Below are 21827 nucleotides of genomic sequence, written 5' to 3' on the forward strand. Positions count from 1 at the left end.
AACACCACCGACGCCCAGTACGAAGCCCTCGCCACCGTGATGAACAGCGCCGCCAACCCGCGGATCCGCCCCGACGCCATCGAAACCGCCGCCACCGGCCGCACCCCTACAGACACAGGGGAAGCAGACGCAACCGGCAACGCCAACACCGCAAAGGCGGGCCCGGCCGGTTCTGGGGAGTCCCGCACCGCAGGCGGCGGAACCACGGTCGCCGGCACGGCCAGCGGCGGCGGTAGCCAGGATGTTCCCGGTACCGGCACCGGAACCGGCGCCGGTACCACGGAGGCAGGCAGGGGCGGAGCCGATGCCGCCGATGCGGGTGTGACGGACGGGGCCGCTGCGGACGGCAGGGCGGCTGCTGGATCCGGCCCCGCCGGCAGGGATGGTTCCGCCGGTGTGGATCCGGCGGTGGTGGACGCGATGGACGACGCCACCCGGGCGCAGAAGCTGCTCGCGGGACTGGTCGGGGCCTGCCGGATCGCGCTGAACACCGGCAGGCTTCCGGACTCGGGCGGGCACCGCACCCAAGTGATCGTCACCACCGGGTATGACCAGTTGGCCGGGCTGCTCTCCGGCGGCGGCAGCGCGGTCTTCAACGGCCCGGTCTCGGCCACCACTGTGCGCCGGATGGCCTGCGACGCCGAGATCATCCCGGCGGTCCTCGGTTCCGAGGGCGCGATCCTGGATCTGGGCCGGTCGCAACGGTTCTTCAACCGCGCCATCCGCCGGGCCCTGGTCGCCCGGGACAAGGGCTGCGCGTTCCCCGGGTGCAGCATGCCCGCGTTCTGGACCGAGGCGCACCACATCATCCCCTGGTGGGCCGGCGGCCGCACCGACGTGAACAACGGGGTGTGCCTCTGCCTGCTCCACCACGACCTGATCGAGCAAGGCAACTGGGAGATCAACGTCGTCGACGGCATCCCCTGGTTCACCCCGCCGGACTACATCGACCCCCGCCGCAAACCGCTGCGCAACTCCTACTGGCAAACCCACATCCCACCCCAACCACTCCTGGCCTGACCTAGCGATTCGGCGCGGGCGGGTGCGCAGGGCGCAGCTGAGGCAGTCTTAGCGGGCGGGCGCGCAGGGCGCACTAAGGAAGTCTCCACAGGCGGGTGCGCAGGGCGCAGCTGAGGAAGTCTTAGCTGGCCGGCACGCAGGGCGCATCTATAGATGCATGTGCGGGCTGCACAGAAGAAGGCGAGAGCTGGTGTGAGACCAGCCGCACAGCGCGCTTCTGTGCTCAGCTGAGCCCGGGGCCGGCCCCGGGGCGGCGGCCTTCGGCAGGGACTTCGCCGGCCGGAGCAGCCGGCGTCAGTGTCAGCAGCACAGCTTCCGGGCGGCAGGCGAAGCGCACCGGAGCCAGACGGGACGTTCCCAACCCCGCCGACACATTCAACGGGACGCTACGCCCCTCGTGCTCCCAGTACGTCAGCCCCCGGGCACGCCACGTGGGCAGATCGCAGTTGCTGGTCAAGGCACCGTAGCCGGGGAGGCGGACCTGGCCCCCGTGGGTGTGCCCGGCCAGCATCAGGTCGGCGTCGTCGGCAGTGAACCGGTCCAGCACCCGCTGGTACGGAGCGTGGGCCACCGCGATCCGCAGGAATGCGGCCTCATCGGCGGACGTCGAACCGTTGGGGAAACCCGAATAACGGTCGCGCTGCAGGTGCGGATCGTCCACGCCCGTGAAGTCCAGCCGCATGCGGCCCACCACCACCGACTGGTGCCTGTTGGTCAAGTCGATCCAGCCCGCGGTGCCGAAAGCCGCATGCATCTCCCGCCACGGCAGTTCACGCTCCGCGTAGTCCTTGGGCTGAGAGGAGGGGCCGGTGAGGTAGGAGAACGGGTTCTTCATCACCGGGGAGTAGTAATCGTTGGAGCCCGGCACGAACACGCCCGGAACGTCCATCAGCGGTGCCAGCGAGTCCAGCAGGGGCTGTACGGCGTCGTGATGGCTGAGGTTGTCGCCGGTGTTGACCACCAGGTCCGGTTCCAGCGACGCCAACTGCCGCAGCCACCTCTGCTTCAGCGTCTGCCCGGGAGTCATGTGGATGTCGGACACGTGCAGGATCTTCAGGGGGCCTCGCCCGGCAGGCAGGATGGGCAGCGTTTCTTCGCGGACCTTGAAGAGGTTCCGCTCGATAACGGAGCCGTAGACGAGCGCGGCCCCGCCCGCGGCCGTGGCCCCAAGGGCCAGGGTGCCTGCGGTCCGGAGCCGTGCTCGCAGCAAGTCAGTGTCCACGGTTAGTCGTCGTCTCCTCCGCCGTTGCCGTTGCCTCCGCCGTTTCCGTTACCCCCGCCGTTTCCGTTGCCTCCGCCGTTTCCGTTGCCGGAATCACCGGAATCGCCGGAGTCACCGGAGTCGCCGCCCGAATCCCCGTCGTCGCTGCTGTCGCTGGAATTCGAGTTATTGTTCGACTCGGCGGGGGCCGGGGTCTGGACCGGCCGGGGCGGATACATCATGCTGCTCGGCGCGGAGCCGAAGCTGCCCGTCTTGTACAGGCCGGCGACCTTCTCCATGTAATCGGTCCATTGCCCGCCGGCGATGGTCGCACCGTCCACGTAGTCGCGCGTCACGCCATTGATGGGGATGTTGTTGATCGATTTGTAGGCATGAGGGTTGCCCACCCAGGAAGCAGTGGAGATGCCCTTGGTGTAGCCCACCGTCCAGGTGTATTCAGACTTGTCGGTCGTGCCGGTCTTCACAGCGGCGGGAACACCAATCGGATGGATTCCTCCCAGCTGCAGGTTGACCAGGTTCTCCAGCGGGACGCTGACGGCCGCGGCTACCTCCTCCGAGATCGCCCGTTCGCAGGACTTCTTCGGCACCTCGTACTCGTTGCCCTGGGCGTCCGTCACGGAGGTCAGCGCGATCGGCTTGCAGTACACGCCGCCGTTGGCGAACGCCGCGAAAGAAGCCGCCATCGTCATCGGGGACACGTTGGTCGTGCCAATGATGAAGGACGGGTGCTCAATGCTGATCGGTTCCTTGTCCGTCGCCGTCCGGACGCCGAGGCGGGTTGCCGCATCCTGGATGTCACAGAGGTCCAGCTGCGCGGCCATGGCAGCAGTAGCGGAGTTGATCGACCAGGTCAGGCCCTGGCTGGCGGTCATGGTCCGCTCGAAACCGGGCAGCGCATTCTGGAATTTCCACTCGCTGAACCAGGCGTCCGGAGGCAGGCAGCTGGCGTTCCAGTTGTACTGTGCCGGGTACTCCGTCCGGCGGGCGTCGACCGATGCGTTGAGCGCCTTGCCCGCTTCAAGCCAGGCGACCATGGTGTAGGGCTTCATCGTGGAGCCGGGCTGCCAGCCGTTGCCGCCGCCCATGTCGGCGTCGACGTTGTAGTTCAGCTCCGTGTTGGCCGCGCCGTCTTCGGGGCTGTAGTTGGTGTTCTGGGCCATCATCAGGATGTTGCCGGTGCCGGGTTCAATCGAGACCATGGACGAGCCGACGCCGGACTCATCGCCCACGGGGACTTCCTGCTCGATCTGCTTCTGGCCTTCCTTCTGGAGGCGGGAGTCGAGCGTGGTCTTGATGGTGAGGCCGCCACGGGCCAGGAGCTTCGCCCGTTCGGTGGAGTCTGCTCCGAACGCGTCGGACTGCATGATGGTGTGTTGCACGTAGCTGCAGAAGTAGTCCGCAAAGTTCGCCGCGACACAGCCGGAACGCACCGGCTTGAGGTTCAAGCCCAGGTCGCTGGCAACGGCCTCGTCGTACTCCTGCTGGGTAATCTTGCCGGCATTACGCATGGCCGCCAGCACGGTATTGCGGCGCTCGATCGTGGCTTCCGGGTTGTTCACCGGATTGAAGTAGTTGGGCGACTGCACCATCCCGGCCAGCATGGCCGACTGTTGGATGTTCAGCTTGGCCGCCGGAACGCCGAAAAAGGTCTTCGCAGCGGCTTCAATGCCGTACACCTGGCCGCTGAACAACACGATGTTCAGGTAGCCCTGCAGGATCTCTTCCTTGCTGAATTCCTTTTCGACGGCGATGGCCAGCTTCGCCTCGCGCAGCTTGTCGCCGATGTCCTTGGTGCCGCTGATGGTCAGCTCTTCGGCCCCCTTGCCCGCGGAAGCGCCGGCGTCGATCAGCACGTTGTTCACATACTGCATGGTCAGCGTCGACGCGCCCTGCAGGTCCCCGCCGGCCATGTTCGTCACCGCCGCACGCATGATGCCCTGGGGGTCCACACCGTTGTGCTCGTAGAAACGCACATCCTCGATGGAGATGATGGCGTCCTGCATGTGCTGGGACACCTTGTCCAGGGTCACCGGGACGCGGTTTTCGGCGTAGAACGTGGCAATCAGCTTGCCGTCGGCGGAGAGAATCCGCGACGGCTGGGCCAGCGGCTGCGTCTGCAGCTCGTCCGGCAACTGGTCGAAGTATTCGATCGATGAGGTTGCCCCGACACCGGCCACGGCTGCGGCCGGAACCAGCAGACCGGCTGCGAGCACGCCGCAGAGCGCACTGATACCCAGGAAGCCAACAACTTTGCCTAGGGTGGTCGCAGTGTCGAAGAAGGGGGATTTGCGAGCGGCCATGGGGTTCAGTTTACAAGCAAGCGCTACCCTTTGAGTTATGACCAAATGGGAATACGCGACAATTCCGCTCATTATCCACGCGACCAAGCAGATTCTTGACCAGTGGGGGGAGGACGGCTGGGAGCTCGTCCAGGTGTTCCCCGGCCCGAACGGAACCAATCCGGTTGCCTATTTGAAGCGGGAGAAGCAGTAGCCATGACGGAAACCACTGAAGCCCGGAAGTCCACCGTCGAAGAGCGGCTGGCCGGCTTGGGACTGTCCCTGCCGGACGTGGCAGCTCCGGTGGCCGCCTACGTCCCGGCGGTCGTCTCCGGGAACTATGTGTACACCTCCGGGCAGCTGCCGTTCGTCAACGGCGAACTCCCGGCGGCCGGCAAGGTGGGCGACGGCGCCGGCCTGGTCAGTGCCGACGAGGCAAAAAAACTGGCCGCGACGGCCGCCGTGAACGCCTTGGCAGCGGTCAAGAGCGTCATCGGTGACCTGGACCGGATCACCCGGGTGGTCAAGGTCGTCGGTTTCGTGGCCTCCGATCCGGCATTCACCGGCCAGCCGGGTGTGATTAACGGCGCCTCCGAGCTGCTGGGGCAGGTCCTCGGCGAGGCCGGCGCGCATGCCCGTTCCGCCGTCGGCGTGGCCGTGCTGCCGCTGAATTCGCCGGTCGAGGTAGAACTGATTGCCGAATTCAGCTAGTCCGCTTCGCGAGGAGCAGCGGCTCTTCCCCGTGGCGCCGGACCAGCTGGGCGCGGCCCACAGCTGGTTCCACCACGGGGAACGCACGCCGCGCAAGCCCCGGATGGCGTCCTCGGTCGTCCTCGTCCGGGACGGCGCGGCCGGCACGGAAACGTACCTTGGCTACCGGTCGGGGTCCTCTCCGTTGGGCACGGTGGCCTTTCCCGGCGGCAGCGTGGAGGAGAGCGACGGCGACCCGGTGACCTGGTACGGTCCCTCGCCGACCAAATGGGCCGAGATGCTCGGGCTGGACGACCACCGCCTGGCCCACGCCCACGTGGTGGGGGCCATCCGCGAGCTGTTCGAGGAAACCGGCGTGTTGCTGGCCGGTCCTGATGAATCCACCCTGCCGGAATCCACCTCCGGCGCCGACTGGATGCGGACCCGCGAGGCCGTCGCCGACCAGGAGGTGTCCTTCGGCGAAGCGCTCGGCAAGCGCGGACTCGGCGTCCGCACCGACCTGCTCAAACCCGTGGCCCACTGGCTCAGCCCCGATTTTGCCCATCGACGCTTCGACACGCGCTACTTCGCTGCGGCCCAGCCGGCCAACCAACGGCCGTCCCTGCTGGAAAGCAAGGGCGTGTGGGCATCCTGGCTGCCGGCGCAGGAACTGATGGCCGGGCGGACGACCACCGCGCTCGGCGATCTGGTGGACCAGCCCGACACCCGCGGGCTGACGTTCAGCGAGGTGACCTCGCCCGCTGTGGAAATCATCGTGGAAAAGATCGCCGGCGCCCGCGGCTGCATCGCCTACCTCTCGCACAAGCGCCCGCAGCGGCTCTACCACCCGGAACTGATCCAAGTCGACGGGGTGCCCATGCTGCAGGTGGCGGCCAACTCGGCCACCGAAGGCGGTGCTGCCCAGCGGGGACGCTGAGCCGCTCCGCCGACACGGACCCCAGCCCCGACGGCCCGTGCCGGACGGCCAACGGCACCTACCTCGCAAGCCACAACGACGGCGGGGGCCCACCATCGGTGAGCCCCCGCCGTCGTACTTTTGGGTCGGAAATCAGCGCGAACGCTGGCGCAGCCGCTGGATGTCCAGGATGACTACCGCGCGCGCTTCCAGGCGCAGCCAGCCGCGCTGGACGAACTCGGCCAGCGCCTTGTTGACGGTTTCGCGGGAGGCGCCAACGAGCTGGGCCAGCTCTTCCTGCGTCAGTTCGTGTGCCACGAGGATGCCGTCCGTGGCGGGGCGGCCGAAGCGGTCGGCCAGGTCGAGCAGGGCCTTGGCCACGCGGCCCGGAACGTCGGAGAAGACCAGGTCGGCCAGCGAGTCGTTGGTGCGGCGGAGGCGGCGGGCCAAGGCCTGCAGCAGCTGCGCCGACACCTCGGGGCGGGTCTCCAGCAGGCCGCGCAGGTTCTCGTTCTTCAGCCCGGCGAGGCGGGTCTCGGAGACGGCGGTCGCGGAGGTGCTGCGCGGGCTCGGGTCGAAGAGGGCCATCTCACCGAAGAGCTCGCCCGGGCCGAGGATGGCCACCAGGTTCTCGCGGCCGTCGGCAGCGGTGCGGCCCAGCTTGATCTTGCCGGAGACGATGAAGTAGAGCTGGTCGCCCTGGTCACCTTCGCGGAACACCGATGCGCCGCGGGACAGGTCGACCTCGGTCAGCTCGTCGGTCAGCGCGGCGAAAACGTCGTCGTCAAGAGTGGCAAAAAGAGGTGCGCGGCGAAGGATCTCTACGTCCATGAATTCTCCAAGTTAGTACTGTTCGGCTGGGGTTCAAGCTGCTCTCCCGTGGGGGCACTGTTTTCCATTTTGCCGTATGTAAAGCCCGTGTGACATCTTCCACAAGGCTTTTCGCTCCCAGAGGAGGAAAGCGCCGGCATCGAGCACCGGCACGGGCTGCCGGAGGTGACAACCCGCAACGGCGGTTAATAATTCCCGCGGGCGAACCGCCTAGACTAATGCACATCCCACCGCAACGGAGAATGAGTGATTTTCGGCCTGACCATCCTGGACGTTGTCCTGCTGCTGATCCTCTTGGCGTACCTGGTCTCAGGTCTGCGCAAGGGGTTCCTGCTCACCCTCGGCGGCATCGCCGGCATCGCCCTGGGAGCGGTGGCAGCCTTCTTCGCCATCCCCTTGGTCAGTGAGTGGGTTCCCGACAGCGCCTGGCGGCTGACCGCAGCCATTGCCGTGGCCATCTTGCTCGTGGTGCTGGGGCACGCCCTGGGGACGGGTATCGGCGCGGCCATCCGGCGCCGGATGGACTTCCCGCCGCTGCGGCCGCTGGACCGGCTGCTGGGCGGCGTGATGAACCTTGCCGTGACCGCGCTGGTGATCTCCATGCTGGCGTTCAGCCTGGGCACCATGGGCGTGCCGTTCATTTCGCAGCAGATTGCCGCGTCCAAGGTGATCGCATCGATCGAAAACCTGACCCCGGATCCGGTGAAGGCATGGGCGGCGCAGGTGCGCTCGATCGTTGTGGCGGACGGCATCCCGCTGGTCCTCGACCCGCGGGTGCCGCAGGAGTCGGCGCCGGTTCCCGATGCCAGCACCGATACCGCGGCCCTGAACGAGGCGGCGGCCTCCGTGCTGCGGATCGCGGGGACGGCCTTCCAATGTGGGCAGAACCAGACCGGGTCCGGCTTCGCGGTGGCCCCGGACCGCGTGCTGACCAACGCCCACGTGGTGGCCGGCGTCAACGAACCTGTGGTGGAGGTTGCCGACGGCCGGGTGCTGCCCGGCCGGGTGGTGTTCTTCGACCCGGTGCGCGACCTGGCCGTCCTGGCCGTGGACGGGTTGGACGTGCGGCCGCTGCCGCTGGGGGGCGAACTGTCCGAAGGCGACCTGGCGGCGTTCCAGGGTTACCCGGCCGGCGGTCCCTTCCAGAGCAAGCCGGCCACCGTGCAGGGCCGTTCGCAGGTGCTGGTGCAGAACATTTACGGCGCGGACCCGTCGTCGCTCGAGGTCTACACGCTGGCGGCGAACGTGCAGCAGGGCAACTCCGGCGGACCGTTGCTGGATGCGGACGGAAACGTGGCCGGCGTGGTGTTCGCCAAGTCCACGGAGAACGTGCCGGTGGGCTACGCCCTGACCCTGGCGGAGGTCCAGCCGGTCGTCGACGAAGCCCTCGGCTATCAGGAGACCATCTCCGCCGGCCAATGCGTGACCCGCTAGCGGCTCTCCTGCGGTAGCCAGTCCAGGAACTGGCCGTGCGGACCGCTGACCGCCACGGGGCGCCCGTTGTGCGAGAGCAGGAAGCGGCCCCGGCGGGTCCGATCGTCCAGGCCGGGAATGCCGGAGTCGTCATCCGGCACCGGCATCACGCCGGGCCCTTCGTGCGCGAGCCAGTGCACGCCCCGCTCACGGATGAGCCCCTCCACCAGGGTGCGGAACCGACGACGGTCCTCTTCGGGCAGGTAGGCCAGCACCGCCGAATGGAAGACGACGACGGCGGCATCCCCGGGTGCCTGGGCCACCAGTGCCGGCAGCTGCTCGATCAGGTCGCCGGCCACCAGTCGGACCGGTGTGCGGCGGGCAACCTCGATGGCCTGGTGCAGCCGACGGACGCGGAACTCCTGGCCCGGCCAGATCAGGGCCTCGAGCCAGGCGACATCGTCGGGATCGTTAATCTCCAACGGATTCAGATCGATTCCGGCGCGCCAGCAGATTTCGGGCAGCGACTCGGGCAGCGGCGGGCGGCCGGAGGTGGAGCATTCCAGCAGCGGAGGCTGCGCTTCACGGCCGGCGGACGCGGCTTCCGACCCAGTCCCGGTGTATGCGGCTTCCGCGGTGTCCGCCCCGGCCCCGGCCGACGCCGTTTCCCCGGCTTCCGCCCCCGGCCCAGCCACGGCGGCAGGCGAGGACCGTGGCGCGAGGACCGCACCGCCGTCGTACTGGTAGCCGTACAGGTCCGGGTAGAGCAGCAGCCCCGCCGAGGCGCCCACCTCGATCAGCGCCAGCGGCTTAACTTCGGCGGCGGCGATGGCCGCCAGGGACGGCAGGAAGACGGCGCAGCGGCCGGGTTCATTGGTCTGCGTGGTGCGAGCCAGTGCCACGTCCCGGACCGAGTCCCACCGCGACAGCAGGAAATCGCGGAAACCCGCGTACTCCGTGGCGCCGGCGCCAAGCGAGCGGGCGGCCGCCAGGATCAGGTTGGGCTGGCGCTTCGACGCAGGCAGGGCGTCGATCAGCGCCAGGACCTCGGGATCGTCGCTGATCCCCAGGGCCCATTCGACGTACACCGGGGACTGGCCCGCGGCCTCGTGCAGGCCGAAGTTCCGGTACCAGCCGGCGGTGTCCCCTCGCTGGCCACCCATCGCGCCGTGCCGCCCTCTACAGGGCCTCGGTGAGGTATTCGACCGCCAGCCGGTAGCCGGTGATGCCCGCTCCGGCGATGACGGCGTCCGCGACGCCGGAGATGTAGGAGTGGTGGCGGAACTCTTCACGCCGGTGGATGTTGGTGATGTGCACTTCGACCACCGGGAGGGCCACGCCGGAGAGGGCATCGCGCAGTGCCACGGACGTGTGGCTGTAGCCGCCGGGATTGATGATGATTGCATCGGCCGTGCCGCGGGCGGCGTGGACCGCGTCGATCAGCTCCCCTTCATGATTGGACTGCACGCACTCCGCGGTCCAGCCGCGGGCGGCCGCGGCGTCGGTGGCGAGCCGCTCGACGTCGGCCAGCGTGGCGGTGCCGTAGACGTCCGGCTCCCGCGTGCCCAGCAGGTTCAGGTTGGGGCCGTTGAGGATCAGGACGCGGCGGGTGCCGGGGATGTCTGCAGTCATGCCTTTTACTATGCCTCAATCGCGTCCCGGTGGAGCTGACCTGTTGCGGGCGGGGCGCCTGTCCGCGCGGTGTGATGCCGGGCCCGCCCGCCGCCAGGGGCAGGAGGGCCCGGAATTCAGCCGGCTGTCCGGCTGTCCGGCTGTCAGGCCTTCAGCGAGGTCGCGATCTGCTGCATGACGGTGTTGTCCGCCAGGGTGGTGGCGTCGCCGACCTCGCGTCCTTCGGCGACGTCCTTGAGCAGGCGGCGCATGATCTTGCCGGAGCGGGTCTTGGGCAGTTCCGGCACGATCAGGATGGTGCGCGGCTTGGCGATGGGCCCGATTTCCTTGCCGACGTGCGCGCGGAGGGTGGCGACGATGTCCTCGTGTGAGCCGTGCTGCGTGGCTGCTTCGCCGCGCAGGATGACGAACGCGACCACAGCCTCGCCGGTCGTTTCGTCCTTCGCGCCGACGACGGCGGCCTCCGCGACGGCGGGATGGGAGACCAGCGCCGACTCGATTTCGGTGGTGGAGAGGCGGTGGCCGGAGACGTTCATGACGTCGTCGACCCGGCCGAGCAGCCAGATGTCGCCGTCCTCGTCCTTCTTGGCGCCGTCGCCGGCGAAGTACATGTTCTCGAACCGGGACCAGTAGGTTTCCTTAAACCGTTCCGGGTCGCCCCAGATGCCGCGCAGCATGGCCGGCCAGGGCTCGCGGATCACCAGGTAGCCGCCGTGCCCGTCCGGGACGGAGTCGCCGAGTTCGTCCACGACGTCGACGGCGATGCCCGGGATCGCGACCTGTGCGGAGCCGGGTTTGGCGGCGGTGATTCCGGGCAGCGGGGCGATCATGTGCGCACCGGTTTCGGTCTGCCACCAGGTGTCCACGATCGGTGCGTTGTCGCCGCCGATCACCCGCCGATACCACATCCAGGCCTCCGGGTTGATGGGTTCGCCGACCGAACCGAGCACCCGGATGGAGGACAGGTCGTACTTGGCCGGGATCTCCTCGCCCCACTTCATCATGGTGCGGATCGCCGTGGGGGCGGTGTAGAGGATGGAGACCTTGTACTTTTCCACGATCTCCCACCAGCGGCCCTGGTGCGGGGAATCGGGGGTGCCCTCGTACATCACCTGGGTGGCGCCGTTGATCAGCGGCGCGTAGGTGACGTAGGAGTGGCCGGTGACCCAGCCGATGTCCGCGGTGCACCAGAACACGTCCGTCTCCGGCTTCAGGTCGAACACCACCTTGTGCGTGTAGGCGCACTGCGTCAGGTAGCCGCCGGTGGTGTGCAGGATGCCCTTGGGCTTCCCGGTCGTGCCGGAGGTGTAGAGGATGAACAGCGGGTGTTCTGCGTCGTGCGGCACCGGCGTGTGCACGGCGGACGCGGTCTCCACCGTGTCCGCCCACCACACATCGCGCCCCTGCTGCCAGTCCACCGGCTCGCCGTTGCGCTTGACCACCACCACGTTGGTCACCGTGTGTCCGGGGGCGGAGAGGGCCTCGTCCACGGCGGGCTTCAGCGGCGACGGCTTGCCGCGGCGCCAGGTGCCGTCGGCGGTGACCACCAGTTTGGCCTCGGCGTCGTCGACGCGTGAGCGCAGCGCGTCGGCGGAGAAACCTCCGAACACCACCGAGTGCACGGCACCGATCCGGGCGCAGGCCAGCATGGTGATCACGGCTTCCGGGATCATCGGCAGGTAGACGGCGACCCGGTCGCCCTTGGCCACGCCCAGGGACTCGAACGCGTTGGCGGCCTTCTTCACCTCCTCGGTCAGCTGGGCGTAGGTGTACGTGCGGGTGTCGCCGGGCTCGCCTTCGAAGTGGATCGCCACCCGGTCGCCCAGCCCGTTCTCCACATGCCGGTCCAGCGCGTTGTAGGCCGCGTTCAGCTCGCCGCCGACGAACCACTTGGCAAACGGGGCGTCCGACCAGTCCAGCGCCTGGCTGAAGTCCGTGTCCCACGAGAGGACCTCGCGGGCCTGCTTGGCCCAAAATGCCGGGCGGTCCGCCTCTGCGTCCGCGTAAACGTCCTGTTTGGCTACGGCCGCGGCGGCGAATTCAGCGCTTGGCGCAAATCTACGGTTCTCGTGGAGCAGGTTTTCCAGGGCGTCGCCGGTGGCGGCGGTCGACTGCGTTGCGTTGGCTTCAGACATGTGGGGGCCCCTTCGTCGTGCTGGGTCATTGGCGTGCCCCCGGCTTTGTCCGCCGGGCGCACCTGCTGCTGCCAGCCTAATCCTTTGCGCGCCGGCAGCGGTGTTGAGCGTCACACTGCACGATGTAAATGGAGGTGAATCTGCGGTGAACGGCACCCGGTGCCGCCGTCGCCCGCGGGAATCCGGCTAGTGAAGGGTGGGTTCCTTGACTACGCTGAGACCAGTGCCAGAAGGTTGCACGGCGGCTCAAGCCCGCGGTGCAACCGTAACGACCCACGGCGGGCCCGGCCCGCGCTGCAACCGTAACGACCGGAGGATCGAAGATGTCCCAGAGCTCCCAGACCCACGGCACGGCAGGAACTGCGGTGGCCGGCCCGTTCACCGTGCGAGACATGGTGGTGGGCGCCGGCATCGTCCTGCTTTTCCTCTCGTCGGTGATGCCCCTGCAAGTTCTCCAGGGCATCGGCGTGAACCTATGGAATTCGGGCGGCCTGTTCCAGCTGGGGCTGGGCATCCTGCTTCCGGCGGTGGTTCTGGTCCTGTTTGTCGTGCGGCGGCTGGCCCCGCAGACGCCGCTGCGGGTGGGCTCATTGTCGGTCGACCAATTCGCCTCTGTGGTCGCTTCGCTGGCCCTGGCGTTCTACTTCCTCACCATCGTCACCGTCTTCAGCGTTAGCGGAGTCATCGGATTCATCGGCGCGGTGGTGCTCTTTGCGGGAACCGTTTGCGCGCGCTGGATTCCGCAGCTTGCCGTCGATTTCGCCAGCCGTCCCGAGGCGGTCGCCCACCCCGTGGCGCGCGACGCTGTTCCGGCCGCACCCCGGCCGAAGCAGCCCAAGCCGGCCAGCGGGCAGCCCGGCGCGAACCAGCCGGGGGCCGGACAGCCGGCCGCCCACGGCGGAGCCGCCGGCAAGGCGGCGGCCAGGGCAGGTGCCGTCCGAATTGACGAGACGGCGCCGGAAACGCGGGGTGCAGGTGTCCCTGCCGGTTCCGCAGCCCATACCCCGTCCGGTACACATCACACCGGAGCGCAACAACCCTCCACCGGGCAGTTCGCTGCACCCTCGGGTAAGGGAGCGGCCGGGGTGGCAGGCGCCGCCGCGGCCGCCCATGCCATGAACTCGCCGGAACACGGCACCGGCACCGCGACGATCGCGTCGGGACGGGACACCGACGCCAGCCCGATCAGCACGCAGCGGGCCGAGAACCTTGAGCCGGACGATTCCCTGTCGCCCGGGGCGGCAGACGGTGAGGCCGTCGGCATCCCCGTGACCGCCGATGCGAGCGGATCCGCAACTGCGCGCGCCGCGGCGTCCTCGGCGAGCGGCGTGGCCACGGACGTCGGCTACTCCGCCGGAACGGTGGTGGGTGGAGCTGCCGCGTCCGCCGGCGGCCGGCAATCCCGGGAGTATGTCAAAACGGGCCGCACCGGGGCCGCGGATCTTGTCGGCCGCACAGGGGAGCATGGCACAGACGAACGGCAGGACGAGTCGGCCGTTCCCGCCGGCGGGCCCGTCGGCGGTGCAGCCGCCGAGCCCACCGCCGAGCCCACCGCCGGTGCACCGACCGCCGGTGCACCGACCGCCGGTGCGGGCGTCGGCGGTGCAGCCGCCAAGCCGACCGGGGCCGGAGCCAGTGCCACACCCCCTGGCGCCGACCAGACGACAACAGCAGCCACCACCACGGCCATGCCGGCGGTCGGGCAGAAGGCCACCGCCCGCGCCGTCGCCGACGCTGCCTCGGCGTCTTCTCCCATCAGCGCCACCAGGGAGCACTACGAGGACGAGGAAGCCGAAGGGGAATACGAGGCCTTTTGGTTCGCCGTCGGGCGCACCCGCCCGGTGCTGGACGAGAACACCGGCCAGGTCATGTTCACGGTGGAGCCGGGGTCGTGGATCCTGGCGCTGCAGGACCGCGGCGACGAATTCCTGGTGCAGCACACGGACGGCCGGGTGGGCGTGTTGAGGGACCTGACGAACATTGAGCGTGCCTGACCGGGCGCCGGCCACCCGCCGGCGCAAGACCGAAGAGTCCCTGCTGGCGCGCAAGCGCCGCGCCCGCCGGATCAACAAAGAGCTCGCCGAACACTACCCGTATGCGGTGGCGGAACTGGATTTCTCCAATCCCTTCGAGCTGCTGGTGGCGACCATCCTCTCCGCGCAGACCACCGACGTCCGGGTCAACATGACCACTCCGGTGCTCTTCGAGCGCTACCCGGATGCCCGTGCGCTCGCCGCCGCGGATGAGGCCGAACTGCAGGAGCTGATCAAGCCCACGGGTTTCTTCCGCGCCAAGTCCCAGAGCCTGTTGAAGATGGCCAACCAGATCGTCGACGAGTTCGACGGCGAGGTCCCGGGAAACCTGGACGACCTGGTTAAGCTCGCCGGGGTCGGCCGAAAGACGGCCAATGTGGTGCTGGGCAATGCGTTCGGCATCCCGGGGATCACGGTGGACACGCATTTCCTCAGGTTGTCCCGCCGCTTCGGGTGGACCGGGTCGACCGACGCGGTCAAGGTGGAATTTGATGTTGCGGAGCTGTTCGAGCCCAAGGACTGGACCATGCTCTCGCACCGTGTTGTCTTTCACGGCCGGCGGGTGTGCCACGCCCGGAAGCCGGCATGCGGCGCCTGCCCCGTCGCCCAATGGTGCCCGTCCTACGGCGAGGGAGAGGTGGACCCGGACAAGGCGCGGAAACTGCTGAAGTACGAACTCGCGCCGGGACGCGAAGAACTGCTGGCCCGGATGATGGCCGGGGAGACGAGGCGGGAGCTTCGCGCGGCGGGCTTCCCGCTGGGAGCCTGACGATGAGCGCAAAGCAAGACCTGCAGAGGCTGGTGGAGCTGCCGATGGACCAGCGGCTCTCCGTCCGCGAACGGGAGCGCTGGTACGACGTCGCCCTTGATCAGGGGACGGCCCGCCCGGCCGCGGTGCTCCTGCTCTTCGGCGCCCTGGACGACGCGCCGGCCCACTTCCACGATTCGGCCGTCCCGGATGACCTTGACCTGCTCTTCGTGGAACGCGCCGAGGGCCTCTCCTCGCATCCCGGGCAGGTGGCGTTTCCGGGCGGCCGCATCGATGCCGACGACGACGGGCCCGCCGCCGCCGCGGTCCGCGAAGCGGTCGAGGAGACGGGCCTGGACGCGGCCGGCGTCGAAGTCCTGGGCGTCCTGCCGGACATCCCACTGTCGGTCAGCAACTTTTTGGTGACGCCGGTCCTGGCCTGGTGGGCCGCTCCCTCGCCGGTCGACGTCGTCGACTTTGCCGAGTCGGCGCAGGTCTTCCGCGTGCCGGTCGCCGACCTGCTGGATCCTGCCAACCGGCGCATGTCGGTGCTCCGCCGCGGCGGCCAGGTTTTCCGCAGCCCCGCGTTCCTGGTCCACGGAGTGGTGGTCTGGGGCTTTACCGCCATTGTGCTCAGTCACCTTTTTGACGACCTGGGGTGGTCGTTGGAATGGGACAGGTCGCGCGAGATCCCGGCACCGATCGCTCCGCGCCCTGCGGCCGGCTGACGGTTGCCCGGTCCCTGCAGCCTGCGCCCCGCGCCCCGCGCCCCGCGACCGGCTGACGGTCATGGTCCGGCCGGTGGCCAATCCGGCTGGGGGAGGCGCGCTGCCTTACTTGGCGTCGGCGTAGGAATCGACCACTGCCACACTGACCGGGAAGGCCACAGGGATGCGGCCGAAGACCAGGCGGGTGGCGGCAGCGGCGGATTCCTCCACCAGCCGGCAGGCCAGTTCAGCACGGTCCTCGCGGACGTGCAGCATGACCTCGTCGTGGAGGAAGAACACCATTTCCCCCACGAAGGTTCCTTCCGCCGCGCAGGCGCGCAGCCGCCGTCGTAATTCCGCCAGCCAGCACAGCGCCCATTCAGCGGCCGTGGACTGCACCACGAAGTTGCGCGTGAAGCGGCCGCGGCTGCGGGCGAGGGTATCGGCCCGTCGCTGCTCTTCGGCTGTGGCGGTCCGTTGAGAGGCCAGCCAGCGTTCCGACGGCGGAGGGCAGCTGCGGCCCAGGTAGCTGCTGACCACCTGCCCCGCCTCGCCGGCCCGGGCCGCGCGCTCGACCACCGCGATGGCCTGCGGATACGTCCGGGTGAGCTGGGGCATCAGCCGGCCGGACTCGCCGGTGGTCGCACCGTACATGGCCCCGAGCATCGCGATCTTCGCCTTGGCACGGTCGCCGCCGAAACCGGCGTCGGCAATGCCCTGATAGAGATCCTTGCCGCGGCCGGCCGCTGCCAGGGCCTCGTCCTGCGCCAGCACCGCCAGCACCCGGGGTTCCAGCTGGGCTGCGTCCGCGATGATGAGCTTGTGGCCGGGATCAGGGCGGACTGCGTCCCGGATCTGGCCGGGTATCTGCAGGGCCCCGCCGCCGCGTGAGGCCCATCGCCCGGTGACCACGCCGCCCACCACGTACTCGGGCCGGAAGCGGCCGTCCCGGACCCAGGCGTCCAGCCACGCCCAGCCATTGGCAGTGAACAGGCGGGCGAGCTTGCGGTAGTGCAGCAGCGGCTCGATCGCCGGATGGGCATGTTGCTTCAATTCCCAGGAGCTGGTGGTTTTGACCTCGATACCGGCCCGGTGCAGGGCGCGGATGAGCTGCTGCTGGGAGTCGGGGTTGAACGCGGGATTGGCCAGCTCCTGTCCGAGCCTGACGGCGAGCTCCTCCAGCTTGTCCGGCCGCTGGCCTTCCCGCGGGCGTTCCCCCAGTTGGTCCGTCAAGATGCCCAGGTGCACGTCCTCGCGCCACGGCACGCCGGCGTGCTCCATCTCGGTGGCGATCAGGGCCCCGGCCGACTCGGCCGCCAGCAGCAGCTGCAGCCGGCCGCGGTGGACCGACGCGCCTACGGCCGCCAACTGGTCCTGCAGCTCGGCCACGAGGTCCTCCAGCTCGGTGCCGCCGGGCTGTGGTTCGTCAAAAAGGGTGAACTGGTCCGGGGACTGCTGCGGCGGCTGCAGCTGACGGGGCAGCTCTTCGTCCTGATGCGTGGCCGGCGCCTCCCGCAGCGCCCGGATATACCCGGTGTCCGGGGCGTGGACCGACAGCGCCAGGATGTTGCGGGCGAGCGTGAGATCGTGGCTGCGGTCCACGCCGGTGCCGGCGGCCAGCAGCGGCCGATACGCGGCGCGCGTGGCTTCGAAGACCCAGCGGGGTCCCTCGCCATCCAGGCTCCGGACCGTCGAGGCGAGTCGTCCCTGAGGCACGACGACGGGCGGCCCGGAGGGAGTGCCGTGCGCGTCGGTGCGCTGCAGGTAAGCGACGGGTTCTGTGCCCTCCGGCACGGAAATGTTCCGCGCGGCGGAGGCCAGGACCATATACACACCTCAATTCTGCACCGACCGGTCCTCCACACGCTCCAAGCCGTCCCTCGCGGTCCACATCAGGAGTTGCCGTGGCGGGCGCGGGCCGGGAGCTCAGCGAAGATCAGGGCATGCCAAGTCAGCACACCGCCGCCGCGCGGTCCCGCTGGAAACCCGCGGAAGCGACGGACGTCGTCCTCGTCGGCGGCACCGACCGGCTGCGGGATGAAGTGGCCAGGATCGCGGCGGCGGCCGGGCTGGCACTTCGCCCCGACGGACGTCCCGACGGATTGCAGGGGACCCCGGATGCCGCTCGTGGAGCCGCTCCGATGCTGCTGGGCACCGCCGGGCATCACCGGGTGCAGCGGAGCGGCGGGGACATCATCGTGGTCGGGTTCATCGACGAGGCACCGGCCCTGTGGGACCTGGCGGCCTCCACGGGGGCCGGCCGGGTGGCGGTGCTGCCCGAGGGCGCGGTGTGGCTGGCGGAATACTTGAGCCGGACCTGGCAGCGTGAAACGGCAGGGAAGGTGGTTGTCGTGCACGGGGCCAGCGGAGGAGTAGGGGCCTCTGCCCTGGCCGCCTGGCTGGCCGCGGAGGCTGCCCGGTCGGGAACGGCCACGGTCTTGGTGGACGACGACCCGCTCGGCGGAGGGCTCTCGGCGGCTTTGGGCGCCGCCGACATCCCGGGCCTGGCCTGGCCGGATCTGGCAGCGGTGCAGGGAACGGTGAACCCGGTGCAACTGGCGGTGTCCTTGCCGGCGACCGGCGGATTCTCCCTGCTCTCTTGGCCGGGGACAGGGGACCCCGCCCTGCACGGCGCCCCGCAGGACGAGGTGGCGGCGGAGATCATGGCGGCCGCGGCAGGTGCCTTTGGCCTGGTGGTTGTCGACGCCGGACGGCTGAGAAGACCACCCCAGACCGGGCCGCCGGCTCACGACACTGTGCTGCTGGCCCGGACGGACAGCCGCTCCCTGCGGGCCGCGGCGGCAGCGGCGGCAGCGGCCGAAACCGGAACAAACCTGCACCTGGTGGTCCGGGGACCGTTGCCGGCGGGAGCCGACGAACAGCTGATTGCCGACGAGCTGGGGGTGCCGTTGGCCGGCTACGTGCCGTACCTGCGCGCGGTCCCGGCGGCACAGCGGGGCGGGCGCCTGCTGGATCTGGCCTCGAACAGGCGGATCCGCGCGTTGTGCGCCGGCCTGCTGGAGCGCCTGAACCCCGCACCGGGGCAGGGCAACAGGTCATGAACGGGGCGGGACGCAGGCGGGCTGCCCCGGCAGCGGCCCCCGGCATCGGTCTGGAGCCCTTCCGCCGTGCGGTGCTCTCCGATCCATCGCCGGTGACGGGAGCCCGACTGGCAGCAGCCGTTCAGTCGAGCGGCCGTTTGCTGGGAACGGCCGGCACGATGCAGGCGGTGGACTCACTGGCCGCCGACTTGCGCGGACTGGGGCCGCTGCAACCGCTGGCGGACGCGGGGGCCACGGACATCCTGGTGAATGGCCCGCAGGACATCTGGACCGACGGTGAACGCGGTCTGCTCCGCGCCCCCGTCGCTTTTACCAACGACGCCGAGGTCCGGGCGCTGGCCGTACGCCTGGTCGCAGCCGGCGGGCGCAGGCTCGACGACGGGAACCCGTGCGCGGATGTGCGCCTTGCGGGTTACCGGGTCCATGCCGTGCTGCCACCGGTTTCGACCGGCGGGACGCTGCTCTCGATCCGGCTCCATCGTCCGCGCCGCTTCACGCTCGCGGAACTGCTCATCGCAACGCCGCAGTGGCAGCCCTACCTCGAAGCGATCGTCGGGCAGCGCCTGAACTTCCTGATCTGCGGAGCCACCGGGTCAGGCAAGACGACCTTGCTGTCGGCGATGTTGGGGATCGCCGGTCCGCAGGAACGGATGGTCTTGGTCGAGGATGCCGCCGAACTGGACCCGGACCATCCGCATGTGGTGGGCCTGCAGAGCCGGACCAGCAACGTCGAGGGCACCGGGTCGGTCGGCATGGCGGAGCTGGTTCGGCAGGCCCTGCGGATGCGGCCGGACCGGTTGGTGGTCGGAGAGTGCAGGGGAGCGGAGGTCCGCGAGTTCCTCGCGGCGATGAACACCGGCCACGCCGGAGCCGGCGGGACCATCCACGCGAACTCCGCCGCGGCGGTTCCGGCCAGGCTGGCAGCCATGGGCGCGCTCGCCGGGATGAGCGCCGAAGCCGTCGTACTTCAGGCGGCGAGCGCACTGGACCTGGTGATCTCGATGCACCGGACCGGGGAAGGGCGCTGCGTGCGGGAGATCTGCCTGCTGCGGCGCGATCCCTCCGGTGGCTTGCAGACCATTCCGGCGCTGGCCGCTGACGGAGCCGGCATCAGGCACTCGCCTGGAGCGGACGAACTCAACGAACGGTTGTTCCCGTGACCGGCCTCGCGGTCTTCCTGCTGACTGCGGCCGCCTGCCTGCTGCTGTTGCCGGGTCGCGGATCCCGTCCGGCCGAGGTGCGCCGTGCCTTCGGCCGGGCGTCGGCCGGCATCAGGACGCGGCGGCGGTCCGACGTCGCCGAATTGGACCAGCTGCCCCTCTTCGTGCGGCAGCTGGCGGCGCTGCTGAGTTCCGGGCGCACGCCGGCCCAGCTCTGGCCGGACATGCTCTCCGTCTACGCGGCAGCGGGACAGCCCGACCGGTCCACGCCGGGGGCACGGCGGCGGGATGGAACGGGGCCGGCGCCAGGTGCGGCAGCGCGGGAAGCCGGGCTGTTGCTCCCGACCCTTGAGGCTGCAGCACAGGCCGCGGACCTGGGACTGGGAATCGGACCGGTTCTGCGAAGGCAGGAGCGGGGCGACGGCCGGCGGATACGACCCGAGGCCGCCGCCGTGCAACGGATGTGGCATGATCTGGCTTCCTGCTGGGAGGTTTCCGAGAGAACCGGGGCACCTCTGTCATTGCTGCTGGAGAATTATGCGCGGCACCTGCAGCATCGGCTTGATGCCAGGGCTGCGCGGAGAACCGCGCTGGCGGGGCCGAAGGCCACCGCGGCCCTGCTGGGGTGGCTGCCGCTGCTGGGACTAGGGCTCGGCGCTGCCATGGGTGCCGACCCGGTCGCCACGCTGCTGCTGTCACCGACGGGGTGGCCGGTCCTGGCCACGGGGGCGGCGCTCATGGTCGGCGCACGCCTCTGGTCCCGCCACCTCGTGCGCCATGCTGCCGGACGGGAGGGCCTGTGATCCCGGTGCTGGCCGGTGTACTGCTCTTTGCTGCTGTCTGGCTGCTGAATCCGGGACTGGTCGGCGCCCGCCGCCTCCCCGCGAAGCGGCCGGTGGTTTCAGGCGGAACCCGGAAGAGTGGCGGCAGGGACGAAGCGGCCGACGATCCGGCCCTGCATTTGGACTTGGTGGGCGCGATGCTGGCAGCGGGACTGCCCTTGCCCCACGCCGTGGCCGCCCTCGCTGCCACCAGCCGGGGAACGACGAAGGCGGCTTTGGACCAGGTTGCCTCGGCGTTGTTGCTGGGCGTGGACTGGCAGGAGGCCTGGGCGCTCGCCGAGCCCGGTTCCGGAGTCGACGTGTTGCGTGACTCCCTGCGCTTCGGTGCCGCAACGGGTGCGCCCTCGGCGGCGGTGCTCTTTGCCCAAGCCGACCAGCTGCGGCGGCGCGGGCACCAGGAAGACCAGCAGCGTGCGGCCGCGCTCGGCACCCGGCTTGTACTCCCGCTGGGGCTGTGCGCCCTTCCCGCCTTCATCGCGCTGGGCGTCGTGCCGGTGCTCGTCGCCCTCGTGCCCAAGCTCTAAGCACTCCTCCACAGTGCAGGGCGCACCCCAGATTGTGCACCGGGACCAAGCCGGCGGTGCCGGCTCCTGGCCCGGTCGGGGAAGCTCGAATAACCGCAATCCGGCGGTCACCTCCAGGAGGAAAAACATGTTGTCACTGGCCGAAATCCGGGACCGCACGCCACGTTCGCTGCCGCCGAACCCCGCAGCTCAACTACCCGGGGACACGGCGGCGCAAGCGTTCGCGACGGCGCAACTACCCGGGGAGACGGTGGCGCAACCACCCGCACCGGCTCAACCACCCACACCGGCTCAACCGCCCGCGCCGGCTCAGCCGACCGGGAAGGCGGCGGCTCAACCGCTTGGGGACGCAGCGGAACAACGACCTGCCGCGCATGACGGCCCCGGCCTTCTTGCGCAGGTTATTGACTTCCCTGCGGGCCGTCGGGACGGGCACGCCAGGAGAAACTGGCGGCACCTGACCGGCTCTGAAGCCGGAATGGCTACCGCCGAGTACGCCATCGCCACGCTTGCCGCGGTGGCGTTCGCCGGTCTCTTGGTCCTGATTCTGCGGAGCGGCGAAGTCCGGGGCATGCTCACGGACCTGGTGGAGCTGGCGCTGAGGGCGGTCTGA

20 protein-coding genes are annotated in these 21827 nt (G+C 69.5%); 13 read left to right on the forward strand and 7 right to left on the reverse strand.

The window, feature by feature from the left end:
* Nucleotides 1–1020, forward strand: a 1020-nt coding sequence (locus tag AC5RUP_RS10985) for a DUF222 domain-containing protein (protein WP_494158551.1), incomplete at its 5' end; no start/stop codon positions are given.
* Between the two features lie 223 nt (nt 1021–1243).
* Here AC5RUP_RS10985 and AC5RUP_RS10990 read toward each other — a convergent pair.
* Both AC5RUP_RS10990 and AC5RUP_RS10995 read right to left on the reverse strand, forming a co-directional pair.
* Nucleotides 1244–2242, reverse strand: coding sequence for a metallophosphoesterase (locus tag AC5RUP_RS10990; protein ID WP_494151017.1), 999 nt, complete (start codon nt 2240–2242; stop codon nt 1244–1246).
* A 2-nt stretch (nt 2243–2244) separates the two neighbouring features.
* Nucleotides 2245–4542 carry a transglycosylase domain-containing protein gene (locus AC5RUP_RS10995; RefSeq protein ID WP_494153862.1) on the reverse strand — a complete coding sequence of 766 codons (2298 nt, stop codon included), beginning with the start codon at nt 4540–4542 and terminating at the stop codon, nt 2245–2247.
* Nucleotides 4543–4579: 37 nt separating this feature from the next.
* Here AC5RUP_RS10995 and sp36 point away from each other — a divergent pair, with 37 nt between their 5' ends.
* Genes sp36 through AC5RUP_RS11010 form a run of 3 tightly spaced genes read left to right on the forward strand, consistent with a single transcriptional unit; the run spans nt 4580 to nt 6148 of the window.
* Nucleotides 4580–4735, forward strand: a complete 156-nt coding sequence (gene sp36 / locus AC5RUP_RS11000) for a Sp36 family protein (RefSeq protein WP_493978079.1) — start codon at nt 4580–4582, stop codon at nt 4733–4735.
* Nucleotides 4736–4737: 2 nt separating this feature from the next.
* Complete coding sequence (locus tag AC5RUP_RS11005) at nt 4738–5232, forward strand: RidA family protein (protein ID WP_494153863.1); 495 nt, start codon at nt 4738–4740, stop codon at nt 5230–5232.
* Nucleotides 5216–6148, forward strand: coding sequence for an NUDIX hydrolase (locus AC5RUP_RS11010; RefSeq protein WP_494064895.1), 933 nt, complete (start codon nt 5216–5218; stop codon nt 6146–6148). The genes AC5RUP_RS11005 and AC5RUP_RS11010 overlap by 17 nt, the downstream gene beginning before the upstream one ends.
* A gap of 132 nt (nt 6149–6280) precedes the next feature.
* Here AC5RUP_RS11010 and AC5RUP_RS11015 read toward each other — a convergent pair whose 3' ends face one another.
* The gene (locus AC5RUP_RS11015; protein ID WP_493966729.1) at nt 6281–6958 is read right to left on the reverse strand and encodes a Crp/Fnr family transcriptional regulator; all 678 of its coding nucleotides are present in this window, start codon (nt 6956–6958) and stop codon (nt 6281–6283) included.
* Nucleotides 6959–7207: 249 nt separating this feature from the next.
* Here AC5RUP_RS11015 and AC5RUP_RS11020 point away from each other — a divergent pair, with 249 nt between their 5' ends.
* Complete coding sequence (locus tag AC5RUP_RS11020) at nt 7208–8392, forward strand: MarP family serine protease (RefSeq protein ID WP_494065501.1); 1185 nt, start codon at nt 7208–7210, stop codon at nt 8390–8392.
* Here AC5RUP_RS11020 and AC5RUP_RS11025 read toward each other — a convergent pair.
* The 3 genes from AC5RUP_RS11025 to acs all read right to left on the reverse strand — a co-directional run bounded on the left by AC5RUP_RS11025 (nt 8389) and on the right by acs (nt 12138).
* Nucleotides 8389–9534 (reverse strand): DUF2332 domain-containing protein, encoded by a 1146-nt coding sequence (locus AC5RUP_RS11025; RefSeq protein ID WP_494153864.1) that lies wholly within the window; start codon nt 9532–9534, stop codon nt 8389–8391. The two genes, AC5RUP_RS11020 and AC5RUP_RS11025, sit on opposite strands and share 4 nt — an antisense overlap.
* A gap of 16 nt (nt 9535–9550) precedes the next feature.
* Complete coding sequence (gene aroQ / locus AC5RUP_RS11030; RefSeq protein WP_494064893.1) at nt 9551–10003, reverse strand: type II 3-dehydroquinate dehydratase; 453 nt, start codon at nt 10001–10003, stop codon at nt 9551–9553.
* Nucleotides 10004–10146: 143 nt separating this feature from the next.
* Nucleotides 10147–12138 (reverse strand): acetate--CoA ligase, encoded by a 1992-nt coding sequence (acs, locus tag AC5RUP_RS11035; RefSeq protein WP_494153865.1) that lies wholly within the window; start codon nt 12136–12138, stop codon nt 10147–10149.
* A 323-nt stretch (nt 12139–12461) separates the two neighbouring features.
* Here acs and AC5RUP_RS11040 point away from each other — a divergent pair, with 323 nt between their 5' ends.
* From AC5RUP_RS11040 to AC5RUP_RS11050, 3 genes are read left to right on the forward strand one after another with little or no spacing between them, the layout of a single operon-like run.
* Entirely contained in the window at nt 12462–14132 is a 1671-nt protein-coding gene (locus AC5RUP_RS11040; protein ID WP_494158552.1) for a hypothetical protein, read from the forward strand.
* Nucleotides 14119–14940 carry an endonuclease III gene (gene nth / locus AC5RUP_RS11045; RefSeq protein ID WP_494093092.1) on the forward strand — a complete coding sequence of 274 codons (822 nt, stop codon included), beginning with the start codon at nt 14119–14121 and terminating at the stop codon, nt 14938–14940. The genes AC5RUP_RS11040 and nth overlap by 14 nt, the downstream gene beginning before the upstream one ends.
* A 2-nt stretch (nt 14941–14942) precedes the next feature.
* Nucleotides 14943–15647, forward strand: a complete 705-nt coding sequence (locus AC5RUP_RS11050; protein ID WP_494132217.1) for an NUDIX hydrolase — start codon at nt 14943–14945, stop codon at nt 15645–15647.
* A 105-nt stretch (nt 15648–15752) separates the two neighbouring features.
* On the opposite strand, the gene AC5RUP_RS11055 is transcribed toward AC5RUP_RS11050, so the two are convergent.
* Nucleotides 15753–17453 (reverse strand): bifunctional 3'-5' exonuclease/DNA polymerase, encoded by a 1701-nt coding sequence (locus AC5RUP_RS11055; RefSeq protein WP_494154459.1) that lies wholly within the window; start codon nt 17451–17453, stop codon nt 15753–15755.
* 116 nt (nt 17454–17569) lie between these two features.
* On the opposite strand from AC5RUP_RS11055, the gene ssd reads away from it, so the two are divergent.
* From ssd to AC5RUP_RS11080, 5 genes are all read left to right on the forward strand, one after another.
* Nucleotides 17570–18688 (forward strand): septum site-determining protein Ssd, encoded by a 1119-nt coding sequence (gene ssd, locus AC5RUP_RS11060; protein ID WP_494132216.1) that lies wholly within the window; start codon nt 17570–17572, stop codon nt 18686–18688.
* Nucleotides 18685–19848, forward strand: coding sequence for a TadA family conjugal transfer-associated ATPase (locus AC5RUP_RS11065; protein WP_494132215.1), 1164 nt, complete (start codon nt 18685–18687; stop codon nt 19846–19848). Before ssd ends, AC5RUP_RS11065 begins: the two co-directional genes overlap by 4 nt.
* Nucleotides 19845–20651 (forward strand): type II secretion system F family protein, encoded by an 807-nt coding sequence (locus tag AC5RUP_RS11070; RefSeq protein WP_494132214.1) that lies wholly within the window; start codon nt 19845–19847, stop codon nt 20649–20651. Before AC5RUP_RS11065 ends, AC5RUP_RS11070 begins: the two co-directional genes overlap by 4 nt.
* On the forward strand, nt 20648–21214 hold the full coding sequence (locus AC5RUP_RS11075; RefSeq protein ID WP_494132213.1) for a type II secretion system F family protein: 567 nt from the start codon (nt 20648–20650) through the stop codon (nt 21212–21214). Before AC5RUP_RS11070 ends, AC5RUP_RS11075 begins: the two co-directional genes overlap by 4 nt.
* A gap of 127 nt (nt 21215–21341) precedes the next feature.
* Nucleotides 21342–21827 carry a DUF4244 domain-containing protein gene (locus AC5RUP_RS11080; RefSeq protein WP_494155137.1) on the forward strand — a complete coding sequence of 162 codons (486 nt, stop codon included), beginning with the start codon at nt 21342–21344 and terminating at the stop codon, nt 21825–21827.

This window comes from Arthrobacter sp. Y3223151 (assembly GCF_059091125.1).